The 12,718-nt window shown below is 59.8% G+C and carries 12 protein-coding genes; 4 read left to right on the forward strand and 8 right to left on the reverse strand.

Annotation, left to right across the window (positions count from 1 at the left end):
* The first annotated feature begins 18 nt into the window (after positions 1-18).
* From ABIC09_RS24415 to ABIC09_RS24430, 4 genes are all read left to right on the forward strand, one after another.
* A complete protein-coding gene (locus ABIC09_RS24415; RefSeq protein ID WP_354110838.1) occupies positions 19-285 on the forward strand; it encodes a hypothetical protein in 267 nt (88 codons plus the stop codon).
* A 156-nt stretch (positions 286-441) separates the two neighbouring features.
* Positions 442-681, forward strand: a complete 240-nt coding sequence (locus ABIC09_RS24420; RefSeq protein ID WP_354110839.1) for a hypothetical protein — start codon at positions 442-444, stop codon at positions 679-681.
* A 122-nt stretch (positions 682-803) separates the two neighbouring features.
* Positions 804-950 carry a hypothetical protein gene (locus ABIC09_RS24425; protein WP_354110840.1) on the forward strand — a complete coding sequence of 49 codons (147 nt, stop codon included), beginning with the start codon at positions 804-806 and terminating at the stop codon, positions 948-950.
* Positions 905-2,854 carry a copper-translocating P-type ATPase gene (locus ABIC09_RS24430; RefSeq protein ID WP_354110841.1) on the forward strand — a complete coding sequence of 650 codons (1,950 nt, stop codon included), beginning with the start codon at positions 905-907 and terminating at the stop codon, positions 2,852-2,854. The genes ABIC09_RS24425 and ABIC09_RS24430 overlap by 46 nt, the downstream gene beginning before the upstream one ends.
* Positions 2,855-3,025: 171 nt before the next feature.
* On the opposite strand, the gene ABIC09_RS24435 is transcribed toward ABIC09_RS24430, so the two are convergent.
* The 8 genes from ABIC09_RS24435 to ABIC09_RS24470 form a co-directional block, all read right to left on the reverse strand.
* The gene (locus ABIC09_RS24435) at positions 3,026-4,588 is read right to left on the reverse strand and encodes an OprO/OprP family phosphate-selective porin (protein WP_354110842.1); all 1,563 of its coding nucleotides are present in this window, start codon (positions 4,586-4,588) and stop codon (positions 3,026-3,028) included.
* Positions 4,589-5,027: 439 nt separating this feature from the next.
* Complete coding sequence (gene lhgD / locus ABIC09_RS24440; RefSeq protein WP_354110935.1) at positions 5,028-6,227, reverse strand: L-2-hydroxyglutarate dehydrogenase; 1,200 nt, start codon at positions 6,225-6,227, stop codon at positions 5,028-5,030.
* A complete protein-coding gene (locus tag ABIC09_RS24445) occupies positions 6,224-7,030 on the reverse strand; it encodes an SDR family NAD(P)-dependent oxidoreductase (RefSeq protein WP_354110843.1) in 807 nt (268 codons plus the stop codon). Before ABIC09_RS24445 ends, lhgD begins: the two co-directional genes overlap by 4 nt.
* A 40-nt stretch (positions 7,031-7,070) precedes the next feature.
* Complete coding sequence (locus tag ABIC09_RS24450; protein ID WP_354110844.1) at positions 7,071-8,447, reverse strand: alpha/beta fold hydrolase; 1,377 nt, start codon at positions 8,445-8,447, stop codon at positions 7,071-7,073.
* Between the two features lie 3 nt (positions 8,448-8,450).
* Positions 8,451-8,852, reverse strand: coding sequence for a DUF1330 domain-containing protein (locus ABIC09_RS24455; protein WP_354110845.1), 402 nt, complete (start codon positions 8,850-8,852; stop codon positions 8,451-8,453).
* Between the two features lie 14 nt (positions 8,853-8,866).
* Complete coding sequence (locus tag ABIC09_RS24460) at positions 8,867-9,460, reverse strand: TetR/AcrR family transcriptional regulator (protein ID WP_354110846.1); 594 nt, start codon at positions 9,458-9,460, stop codon at positions 8,867-8,869.
* Between the two features lie 19 nt (positions 9,461-9,479).
* Positions 9,480-10,976, reverse strand: coding sequence for an aldehyde dehydrogenase (locus ABIC09_RS24465; protein ID WP_354110847.1), 1,497 nt, complete (start codon positions 10,974-10,976; stop codon positions 9,480-9,482).
* A gap of 17 nt (positions 10,977-10,993) precedes the next feature.
* Positions 10,994-12,715 (reverse strand): class I adenylate-forming enzyme family protein, encoded by a 1,722-nt coding sequence (locus tag ABIC09_RS24470; protein ID WP_354110848.1) that lies wholly within the window; start codon positions 12,713-12,715, stop codon positions 10,994-10,996.
* Between the last annotated feature and the right edge of the window lie 3 nt (positions 12,716-12,718).

Consider the following 12,718-nt stretch of genomic DNA (forward strand, 5'->3'; position numbering starts at 1 on the left):
GAATGGTGGAGCCGGACGATGTTAAAGAAAACTCTTGTCACGTTTTCGCTTTTGTTGCCGCTGACGGCGCTATCTGCGGCGGCGCGCGCGGGCGCGACGATCTCGGACACGCGCTATTGGCCGAGTGAGGCTAGGCAAAGCGCGCAAAGCAAAACCGTGAGCCCGCAAAGCGATTTGAATTCCGCGTTCGCCTACGACCGCGGAACCTCGAGCTTGCAGCCTGCAATGAGCACCAACGACGCTACGTCCGCCTGGCACTATCAAGGCGGCCCTAAATCCCGCTGACACCGAACGGAAGTGACGTAGGGCACGATGTGCTTGCTCAATTCCGGGCGCGCAATGTGTCGCCACAAGCGGAAAGGGTTGCGGAGACATGTCGATCATCGCAACCGCAACCCGTCCGCAACATCATCTCCATTTTGCCAAGCGACGAGCAATCACATGATCATCACCCATAAAACCGACGCAGTTCGCGAATCGCGCAACCCGCAGCGCGAAGCCATCAGTCGATATCTCGGTCGGGACGGTCTCGGAACGTATCTATTCGCCAGTGCCGTACTTGCTTCTGGTGTTGCGAATTGGGGTTGGCAAGCGGCCGCCAGGTTGTTTCCAATCCTGGAATTTATACCGGCCATAATGATGATGCTGATTTACATGTGTTACCGGTCCCGCCGTGGGTGATGCGGCAAACGGTCAAGTTAAACGCAATGATGTGAGGCGTGGGGGGAATTTTCGGCCGTAGTCGATCGACGAGACGATAGAACCGTAACAAGACGAGGACGCCATGGATCACGCGCACGCCCATGAACACCGACATCAACAACCAGACCAAGCGCGAGAACATTCCGCAACAGGGATGGCAGGCGCAATGCATGCACATGCCGGACATGGTGATCACACCGCGATGGTGGCGGATTTTTGCCGCAGGTTTTGGTTTTGTCTTGCACTGACCCCGCCAGTCCTTCTCCTGTCGCCGACGATCCAGCAGGGTCTGGGACTCGGTGATGAGCTGAGGTTTCGAGGTGACGACTTTTTGCTCTTCGCGCTTTCAGCGGTCGCTTATGTTTATGGCGGCCGGCCTTTCCTTACCGGCCTCTTGTCTGAACTCAGGAACCGCGAACCGGGCATGATGACGCTGATCGCGGTTGCGATATCGGTCGCCTTTTTCTATTCCGCGGCGGTGACTTTCGGCTTTCAAGGCGAGTCCTTCTATTGGGAAGTGGTGACGCTCATCGACGTAATGCTGCTCGGCCATTGGCTCGAGATGCGTTCGGTTATGGGAGCATCACGCGCCCTGGAAGAACTGGTTCGACTACTGCCGGACACTGCCCTGAAGCTCGATGCGCAAGGTAATACGCAGGAGGTTTCGGTGAACGCCTTGCAGCCGGGTGACCGGGTGCTTATCCGGCCAGGTGCCAAGGTTCCTGTCGACGGCGCGATCGCGGAAGGGGAATCCTCTTTCAACGAGGCAATGCTGACGGGCGAGTCCCTTCCGGTCTCGAAGAAGCCCGGAGATGTCGTGATCGGCGGCGCCATAAACGGGGCCGGCGCTGTGACCGTCGAAGTCAAGGCCACAGGCGAGACGACCTACCTTTCGCAGGTCATCGGGATGGTCAAGCAGGCTCAGGGGAGCCGTTCGCGCACCCAGGACGTCGCCAACCGCGCCGCGGGCTGGCTGACATACATCGCCCTGATCGCCGGCTTCGGTTCACTGGGCTTTTGGCTGCTCGCCGGGCAACCCTACCAATTCGCCGTCGAGCGCATGGTGACGGTGATGGTCATCGCCTGTCCGCATGCGCTCGGACTGGCTGTACCGCTGGTCGTCGCCGTCTCGACCACGCTCGGCGCGAGGCACGGCCTCTTGATCCGTGATCGCGCCGCCTTCGAGAGGGCGCGCGATCTGACGGCGGCCGTGTTCGACAAGACCGGAACCCTGACGGAAGGCCGGTTCGGCGTGAGTGACATCGTCGTGTTGGCGGACGGAAACGAGGCAGAGGAGCTGCGCTTCGCCGCATCCGCCGAAAGCCAGTCCGAACATCCGATCGCACAAGGCATCGTGGCCGCTGCAAAGGGACGTGGCATCCCCGTTCCTCATCCGGCCAGCGTCCGCAATATCGCAGGTGAAGGGATTGTCGCCGACGTGGAAGGTCAAGAGGTCCGCGTCGTCAGCCCGGGCTATCTCACAAGGCTGGGCCGAACCATAGACAATCCGCGTCTCCGTAAGCTCGAGTCGCAGGGCAAGAGCGTTGTGGTTTTGCTTCGCGCCGGCGAACCCCACGCACTGTTCGCGCTTGCCGACGTTGTGCGGCCGGAATCCAAAGAAGCCGTGGGCCAGCTAAAGAAGCTTGGAATAGGTCCGATCATGCTGACCGGAGACGCGGAAGGAGTCGCTAAGGCTGTTTCCGCCGAACTCGGCATCGAAGAATACATTGCGGAGGTACTGCCCGATCAGAAGGCAGCGAAGATCAAGCAACTGCGTGATCGCGGCTTGCGCATCGCCATGATCGGCGATGGCGTCAACGATGCTCCCGCGCTTGTCGAGGCCGACCTTGGAGTTGCGATCGGCGCGGGTACGGATGTGGCGGTCGAATCCGCCGATGTAGTGTTGGTCCGCAATGATCCGCGAGACGTGGCAGCTATCCTCGGCCTGTCACGCGCAACTTACGCGAAGATCGTGCAAAACCTGATCTGGGCGACCGCTTACAACGCGGTCGCCATCCCCATGGCAGCCGGCATCACCTTCGGTACCGGCTTCACGATGACGCCGGCCGTCGGGGCGGCGCTCATGTCGGCGAGTACGGTCATTGTGGCCATCAACGCGCAACTGCTTCGGTTCTATCGAAAGAAAGGCTGAGATAGATCGCCCACGAATGATGGCCGAGTTGGCTGCCCATGACAGGATGAAAAAAGGAGCGTAGGCCTCATCCTATGGCGCGCGTTCTCTTTCTCGACCCGTCGCCAGGATCACCGGCTTCGCCTCCGGACGGATCGTTGGATTCAGTGACGATCTGTTGCCGGCCGTGCTCTAGAACGCGATCTGGGTGCGCATCGCGACGGCGTCGAATTTCGCGCCTGCATCCACCGACGAGGTCGGTGAGGCGAGCCTATCGACATTGCCGTGCAGGTAATCGAACATGAAGCGAACGTTGCCGTTGACGTGCCAGTTGAGCGCCGCAGTATAGACGGTCTGCCGGCCGCCGGCGATTCCGGTGGCGGTCGCGAGTTGACTGTTGAGATCGATGGTGCTCACCCGGCCCGCGATTTCCCACGCCCCCCAACCGCCCCCATGAAGGGAGAATGGATGGGTCGGCTTGATGCCGCCATAGGATGCGGATGCCGCGTTGTATGCGTGAGTCTCGCCTGTCAGAACGTAGCCGACCTGCGCATAGCCACCCTGGAATTGCAGACTAGGCGCACCAATTGGTAGCAGGCCGGTCGCGGCACCTCTGTCAACGTTGAACCAGTAGTACTCACCTTGCAGGATTGCCGAACCATAGGTCGCGGCCGCTTCGACACTGTAGACCTGCGCGCCCGAAACGTTGGCGATCGCACCGGTCGAAGCCAGCACGGTCGGATCGATGCGCAATTCGGGGCGATCACTGAGCGTGAGCGTCTTTGCGCCGGTCACCAGATTATGCGGCGGATCGATCAACCATTCCGCGTCGGCTCCTAGATGCAGCGAGTAATCCTTGCCGCTCAGAACTTGGCCTGCGACGCGGGCGACGGCGCCGAGTTGTTCGGTCGATCCGTTCGGTGTCACGCTCGATGCAGAGTGGATCGAGCCAGCGGTCGGTCCTGTAAGGTACGCGCCGGCCCAGAAGACGTCGTTGTACCAATGCCCGCCAACGGCAGAACGAAAGTCGTTCGCGGCGATGTTGGTTGCGACGTTGCTGGCAGAGGAACGCTCCATAAAGAGGATGTCGTTCGAGCTCGTGGCTTCGTCGAGCGTGTAGGTCAGGTCGAAGATGCCGCCCTCGAGCGCCAGCGTGCCGCCGAACGGCTTGAAACCGGTATAGCTCAGATAGGCGTTCTCAATGCCCGATACTCCACCGCCCGGAAGCGATCCTGGCGCTAGACCCCCGAAACCATCGGATGAGCCGCCGAAGTCGTAGATCAGCGCGAAGTTCCAGTCTCCCAGGAACTTGCCGATGAGACCGATGCGGGCGCGACGAAGATTTTCGCCGTCGTCCAGCCGCTGCGGCGCGGTAGCCGCGGAGTTCGGTCGGTAGTCGTAGCCGCCGACATCCCAGTGCACTCGGCTCGTAATGGCAATGCAGTTCTCCAGATCGGAGGAACAAATGGTCGGCCGATTGTTCGGCATCGTCACCACGGCACCGGACGGCACGACGGGGCCCTTGGCGTTCGCGACGCTCGTGGCTTTCACTTCTGCGGTCTTCGCATTGATGCTCGCCCTTGCGGCAGTCGCGGCGGTCGCGTTTCCCTGCTTTTGCAGCCTGTCGATTTTCAGCTCGAGGTTCTTTAGCTGCTGCTTGAGTAGTGCAATTTCCGGATCGCCGCCGGTGGATTGCGCAACGGCGGGCGAAGCGATCAACACTCCCAATGCCGCAAAGAAATTCGCCCTGTGCATGTTAGTACCCCCTGCTCATCGCTCGGCAGTCTCGAGCCCCAACCGCGACCGCGGACAGAGCGGCGGAAAGCGGCAGCAAAGGTTTCTGCAAACAAGCACGCGCTGACGAGTAGTTTTGTGTTAAAAAGTGAAAAGAGTATCGGTCCGAGCGACAACTGCTATTCCATACCGGAATGCATTCCGAGCATCCCCCAGAACGCGTCTCGCCAGGTCGTGGACGAATGTGGTCGGCGGGTGCCGCAGCGCAACCAGATCGACGTCGCGCTGCGACTTGCAGCGGGAGCACTCGATCTCATGCCATGGGCAGCCTCAGCACCTCTACGTAGCCCGCCCGGCGCGCAGCGCCGAACCCGGCCGTAGGGGACGCCGGTGTCTCATCTCCACTTGTTTGCCGGCCCGGTCGCCAGGCAACGACCGCTCGCCGGCCGGCCCTCACCCCTTATCCGGCAAGACCCTCCGCCTGCCTCGCGACCTCTCGTCCGATTGGAATCGCCGATGTGGCTGCCGGGGACGGCGCGTTGCAAACATGGATCGTCCGCTTGGTACGACGAATGAGAAAATCGTGTACAAGGGTGCCGTCTTTCATGACGGCCTGCGCTCTGACGCCAGGAGGATGATCGTAAAGGTCACCCGCACGTAACTCGGGACAGTACTTTTTGCACTGCGCCAGATATCGGTGTTTGAAGATCGAGTTCAGCAGTTCTTCCGAACCGGAGCGAGCGTTCTGTCTCATCACGCGCCAGAAGCCGGGGTAAGCAAGAGTTTCGATGCCATCAGCCGCGCTGAAGGCGAAGCGACTGTAGCCCTCCCGCTTCAAGCTGAGCACGGCATTTGGGCCAACCGTCACGCTACCGTCTATCATTCGCGTCAGGTGGACGCCGAGAAATGGCAGCGCCGGATCCGGAACCGGATAGATCAGGTGGCTGACGATTCCGTTTTTGTCATCTCCCAACCTGTAGTACTCGCCCCGAAAAGGTACGATCTTGAAATCGTCTTCAATCCCACACCACCTAGCGACGCGGTCTGCAAAAAGGCCGGCGCAGGCAATCAGTCGACGTGCCCGCGTCTCGCCACGATCGGTAGCAACCGTCACGTGCTGCGCTTCCTCCGCCAGTGCCCCGACCTTCTCTCGTAGCCGTATTTCGCCACCGCCCGATGTGAATTCCTTGGCCATGGCACGTACAACGGCGGTGTAGCTCACAATCGCAGTCGACGGAACATAGATGGCTCCCAAGCCCACGATTCGCGGTTCGCGACGTCGAAGCTCGACCTGGTCGATGCGCTCGAAGCCGATAGCATTCGCGGAGATCGTTTCTTCCAGTCCATGAAGACGTTCAAGCTCGAGGTTGTTGGTCGCAACGATCAACTTCCCGCAGCGCTCGACTGGAACTCCGCGTTCTTCGCAAAATTCCAGCGTTGCCTTTGCCCCCTCCTTGCAAAACGACGCTTTGAGGCTGCCAGGCTGATAGTAGACGCCTGCGTGAATGACCCCGCTATTTCTGCCCGTCTGATGCTTCGCTACGTCGTCTTCCTTCTCGAAGACGACAACCTTGCATCTAGGGTTATTGAGCAGTAGCGAACGCGCCGTCGAGATGCCTACGATCCCGCCGCCAATGACGGCATAATCATACATCATCAGAACGACCGGTGGTCACGCGTAGCCTCTTCCAGGGCGGCCTTCAGGCCCATGAAGCGCTCGTCCAACGCCAACGGGTTATCTCGGTTAAGGGCGACCGCCTTTGCTCGCGCCTCCCCCCCGCGGGAGACTTCAATTGCATTAGCCTCGATCCCTTCAACGACCGCCTTTCCGACATCCGCAGCGGACTCGCGCCCGAATCCGAGATCCGCGCCTGCCTTCGAACTGGCCATCATGGGGGTCTCCGTCGCTACCGGGTAAACGGTGATGACATGGATGCCCTCGCCTTTCAGTTCTCGGCGGAGGGCTTCACCGAATCGCGCCAACCCCGCCTTGGTCGCAGCGTAGGCCCCGTAGAACGGCATGCCCGTGAGGGCCGCCGCTGAAGTCACATTGACAATGAGCCCGTCGCCACCTTCTCGCAACAGAGGCAATGCCTGCCTGATGAAAAGAATTGGGGCTACCAGATTCACCTCTACCATCGCGCGGATATCATCCTCGGAGATCAGTTCGAGGCGCGCTGCACGCACGGCGCCCGCGTTGTTGACGAGGACGTCCAACCCTCCGAGCTTCGCGGTCGCTTCTGCGAGGATGCGGCGGCGGTCAGCCTCCACCGTCACATCGCCGGTTACGAATTCGGCCTTGTTGCCGAGCGCCGATAGCTTCGCTGCAGCCGCGGAAAGTTCCGCCTCCCGACGACCGACTATGAGGAGACGGGCGCCCTTTCCGGCCATCGCTTCCGCAATGGCAAATCCGATGCCGCTAGATCCGCCGGTTACGAGCACACGCTTGTTGTTCAAGTCCATAGCAAAATTCCTCTGTTGTTGTTGAACACTTGTCCGAATATCAGGATCGGTTCGCATCGCGCGGCGAAAGCCGCTGCCAGGTCGACGTCGCCACAGCAACCGGCATCCCTGTGGCGTCGAACATTTTCGCCTCAAGATAACTGATCGTTCGGCCTTGCTTGTTGAACCTGGCCTCGCATGTGACAGATCCGGCGCGCGCTGGCCTCAGATATTGCACTTTCATCTCCAGAGTAGTTCCAGCATCGCCCGAGGCGTGCTTGAGGAGATGACCCATCGAGATGTCGAAGAGCGTTGCAATGATGCCGCCGTGCAACGTCCCCTGCGGATTCCTAAGAAAGTCGCGAACGGGGATCGTGACCGTACACGTATCCACACCGAATGCTATTTCCGCGTCCAACAGCTTGGCGAGGAAGAATGTCTGGAAGTCCTGATCGTATGTGCGAAGGGCTTCCGACGCGACGGACAAAAACTCGACCTCGTCGATTGCCTTCCTCTTAATCTGCGTCGGCGTAGATGAAGACTCGGAATGCACGCCCGACCGCCGATTGCCCAACGCGAATTTCGCTATCAGCGCTGCGATCTCCTTGGGCTTCTGGTGCACGATCCAGTGGTTGTTCTCAGCAAAGCGGTGCACCGTCAGGTTTGGCACCACCTCCCGCATAAGATCCACATTGTCCGGGGTGAAGTAGACATCCTTGTCGCCCCAGATGACTAAAGTGGGCACTCTTACGACGGTATCCGGCACATGCCTTGGTTCGGGATCGTCGCCGCTCGGCGGCCCACTCTTGTTTGCACGATAGTAGTCGAGGCCCGCCGTCAGACTCTTCGCGTCCTGCCAAACTGCGAGATATTCGGCGGCTTCTTCCTTAGTCATCATTCCCGATGCAAGATGGGGATCGATGATTTCCCGCCGGAACCCGGCAAAATCGTTTCTCGAGACCAGTTCCTCGCCGCGCGATGAACGGAAGGCCAGCATATATCTACTCGCCGCGGCTTGAGCTCCGTCCTTACGAAGTTCCCGATCGAATATGCCAGTGTGCGCGGTGTTGATGATTACGAGCCCTTCCAGGACTTCGGGGTGTCGTATCGCTGTCTCCCACGCGATGAAGCCGCCCCAGTCGTGGCCGACAAGCGTCACCTTTTCGTAGCCAAGCATCGCAACCGCCTGCCTGACATCCTTGACAAGTTCTCGCATATCGTAGCCGTGGAGGCGTGCAGGTCCCTCCGAAAGATTGATGCCACGCGTATCAATCGCCACCGATCGAAATTGGTCGCCAAGTTCCTCCATGACTCTGCGCCAGGCGCCCCAATATTCCGGAAATCCGTGCAAAAAGAGGATTGGCGCGCCATCACCCTGCTCAACGAAGTGCAAGCGCACGCCATTCACGGCCAGCGTGCCATGCTTGGAAGCAACCACCGCTTAAGCTCCCTTGAACTTGCTGTAAGTTTCGCGGGTAGCAAGAATGACATGCTCGGCGATTCCATCGATGCGATGCGGGTTTGCCAACTGCACGTACTCGTCGGACGTCATCATGTCGATGAACGCGGCGCGGGATGGATATCTGACCAGTGCGACGAAATCCCACCCATCCGTTCCCGGCACGCCCAGCGCGACTGCCTCTACCCGCCCTGCCCAAACGATCGTACCGCCGCGTGCCTTGATCATCGGCGCCGTGGCCGCACTGTACTTCTCGTATGCCTCCCAACCCGTTCCATCGCCGCTAGACGCCTTTTCCTTGAAACGCATCAAGTTTACCATGAGTACCGGCGCTTCATCAGATAGCGCCTCGAGTTCGATTACGTTGAGGTTCTTGACCGACACTCCCGCCTCCACCTTCACGCCGATTCCGCCTCGACACTTCTCTGCAATCTCTTGAGCACGAACCGTCGGCACGCCCTGAGAACCTTTAGCGCGACGTCCTCGCTGGCTACCGAGCGGGCCATCGTCAGCCCTCCGATGCAAATCGCGTGAATTGCGATCGCATGTTCGATATCGTCTTGATTCCCCAACGACCCCGCGACCTTTGCCGCTACGGCGAGCATTCCATCCTCGTACGCTTTGCGGATGTCACTGTGGCTCCGCCAAACCTCGGAGCCGGCAGCCACGAACGGACATCCCGTTTCGGGGTGTTTCAGATGGGCCGTTCCGAGAGCGCGCGCGAGCAGAAGGCCAACGCCCTGATTGGTCGTCAGGTCCGGAACCCCCGCAATCCAGCGCTCGGACGTCTCCGCCGCGGCCGTCAGGAAGGCTTCGGCCAGCATGGTCTCCTTTGACTGGAAATGAGCGTAGAACGTCCCATGCGTTAGTCCGGCATCCCCGAGGACTTTCGAGATAGTCGCCCCTTCCATTCCCTCCGCAAGGAATCGCTTCGCGGCTGCGTCGACTATGCGATTTCGCGTCTCGACCTTCTGCTCTGCTCGCTTGGTCATGTGTGTCTTCCGTTCTGGCTCAGGCACCGATGTTCATCCAGGTCGTCTTCATTTGAGAGAATTTGCGTAACGCATGCATCGAACGGTCGTGGCCGATTCCGGACTGCTTGAAGCCTCCGAAGGGTACAGTGTCGTCGCTTGCGTCGTAGCAATTGACCCAAACAGTGCCGGATTGCAGCCGGCGAGAAATTTGGTGCGCCGTGGCGAAGTCCTTCGTCCACACACCGGCGCCCAAGCCATAGATCGTGTCATTTGCGATCCGCAAAGAGTCCTCTGCATCCTCGAAGGAGAGAACGGACAGAACGGGCCCGAAGATCTCTTCCCGTGCGATCTTCATGTCGGCAGCGACATTGTCGAATATCGTCGGTTCGACGTAGAATCCACCCGTCTCGGTTCGGACCTGCTTACCTCCTAGCGCGAGACGTGCGCCATCGCTAACGCCGCTCTTGATGTAGCCAAGGACGCGATCCATCTGGCGCCCGTCGACTATCGCTCCCATCTTGACCTTAGGATCGAGCGGATCGCCGGCCGGCATGGTCTTTCCGATTGCGATCACTCTCTCGAGAAATTCGTCCTTGATGCTCTTTTGGACGAGCAATCTTGATGCGGCAGTGCACATTTCTCCCTGATTGAAAAATATGCCGAATGCGGCGGCCTTGGCGGCGGCGTCCAAGTTGGGAGCGTCGGCGAACACAATGTTCGGGGACTTGCCTCCGCACTCGAGACTCAAGCCTTTCATGTTTGACTGACCCGAGTAGGTCAGAAACAGCTTCCCGACTTCGGTCGAACCTGTAAAGCCGACGAAATCGATGTCAGGATGCAGACCAATCGCTTTTCCGGCGGCCTGTCCGAAACCAGGCAGGACATTCAGAACACCGGCGGGAATCCCGGCTTGAACCGCTAACTCGGCCAGATAGATTGCCGACAGCGGCGATTGCTCAGCAGGTTTAAGCACCACGCTGTTACCAGCAGCCAGCGCAGGCCCAACCTTCCAAGCGGCCATGATTAGCGGGAAATTCCACGGAACGACGACACCGACAACGCCGATTGCCTCCCAGCTAACCAAGGCAAGCACATCCGGTCCAGTCGGAGCGATTTCGCCGTAGAGCTTATCGATCGCTTCGGCCGACCAACGGATTGAGTTAGCGGCCGTTCGTATGTCGACCGCCGCGGAGAAGCGTATCGGCTTGCCCATGTCGAGCGTTTCAAGCAGGGCGAGTTCTTCGCTCTTCTCGACGAGAAGGTCCGCAAGGCGCAAGAGCACTCTCTTGCGTTCTTTCGGCGGCAGGTCGCGCCAAACGCCCGCGTCAAAAGCACGCCGAGCGGCCGCGACGGCGAGATCAACGTCTCGGCTAGAGCAGGCCGCCACCGTGGTCAGCAGCGCGCCGTCCACAGGGCTTCGGCATTCGAATGTTTCTCCGGACACAGCCTTCACATATTTTCCGTCGATAAACGCGTCGCTCCTGATGGAGAGGTGCTTTGCCAGCTTGCGCCAATCTTGGGTGTCGGGTTTCATCGTTTCGGCTTCCTCGTTTATGCGGTGATTGACCGTTGGGCCTCGATACCCGGCGGCGATAGCAAACGCTCGCGCAGGACAACTTTCAGGACCTTTCCTGAAGCGTTTCTCGGTAGATCGTCGCCTTCGAGCACCGTAAATGCATCTGGGATCTTGTAGTCGGAGAGTTGGGTGGCGCAGTAATCTCGTATCGCGTCCAGATCGGATCCCACTTTGCCAACCACGAACGCGTGCGACTTTTCGCCGAGCACGGGATCCGGGCGACCGACTACGACCGCGAAGTCGATCAGGGGATGCCTCATGAGCACGGCCTCGACCTCGGTCGAGTAGATTTTGAACCCGGCTCGGTTGATCACGTCTTTCTTGCGGTCGCCGATATAGACGTAGCCGTCCTCGTCCATCCAGCCGACGTCTCCTGAGCACCAGAAGCCGCCGCGCAAGCTCTCTTCGGCTCCCGGTGGATTTCCCCAATACGACGGGACGACGCTTGGACCGCCGATCCAGAGTTCTCCTGAACGGCCCGCAGGGACTTCGCGGCCCACCTCATCCATGATCCTGATTTCGGCGCACGGCATTACCCGGCCGATGCTCCGAAAGCGCGCAAGCGTAGAATCGGAAGGCACCATTGCCGCGGTTACCGCAGCGGTTGTTTCAGTCGCGCCATAGGCGTGAAGCAACCTCAATCGCGGAAGTTTTGCGGCAATGGCTTCAATCGTTGCCGGTGGCATTGGCGCACCACCAAAGGCGATCAGCCTCCACGAGCTCAGATCCCGGCCCGACAAGTCAACCTTCATCAAAATGAGGTTGGCCATGGCGGGAACTAGAAACGCATATGTGCACTTTTCCGCTACGGCGAGATCGACAAAGGATGCCGCGTGAAACTCGGGCATCATTATGAGACAGCCCCCGACATGCAGCACGGGATAGACGACGGCAGCCATTCCGGTGATATGACTCACGGGAACGGCAGCTACGCTTCGTTCCCCCGGCTTCATCTCAGCGGCAACCTCAAAAGACATAGCGGAATGAATGAAGCCGATCTGAGTGATCGAGGCCCCCTTCGGCTTGCCGGTTGTACCCGACGTGTAAACAATGGCCGCCACCGCCTCCTCAGCCGCGGGCGTCGCGACAAATCCGGACAGATCGTGGCCCTCAAACGCTGATCGGTAAGCGATGAGCTCGTCGGCGCCCTCGCCGACAACAACGCGAACGCGACAGTCCGGCGCCTCGGAAGCTGAAGGAATCTGATCCGCAAGCTCTGCCTCGAATACGACTGCCGCGGCCCCTGAATCGCGCAGCGCATGCAATATCTCTGGGCGCCGCATCCGTGTGTTCAGGGGAACAGCCACAACGCCGATCCTCGCGCAGGCCAGCAGAAGCTCGACGAATTCAGCGCTGTTTCCCAGGGCAAAAGCAACGCGCTGACCACTTTCAATACGGAGAGATCGTAACCCAGCTCCAACCTGGCTCACGCGCCTGTCGAGTTCGCCGTAGGACAGGCGATCACCGCCCGCGACCAACGCCTCGGCGCCGGGGAACCGTCGCGCGGTCGATGCAAACAGCTCGTCCAGCGTGGGGGGCCGATCTGCGAAGCATTTGACGACCCTTTCCGCCCGCCCCTCGAAATGCCTCTCCCGACGGACGAGAACGACCTCTGCTCCGTCAGTTTGAGCGGGTGGGCTTTCGGCCATCTGCGTCATCGAAACCGTCCCTTGTGAATTTCGCATGTTGATTATCATGCG

The organism is Bradyrhizobium sp. S3.12.5 (assembly GCF_040548225.1).
Lineage (GTDB): Bacteria > Pseudomonadota > Alphaproteobacteria > Rhizobiales > Xanthobacteraceae > Bradyrhizobium > Bradyrhizobium cytisi.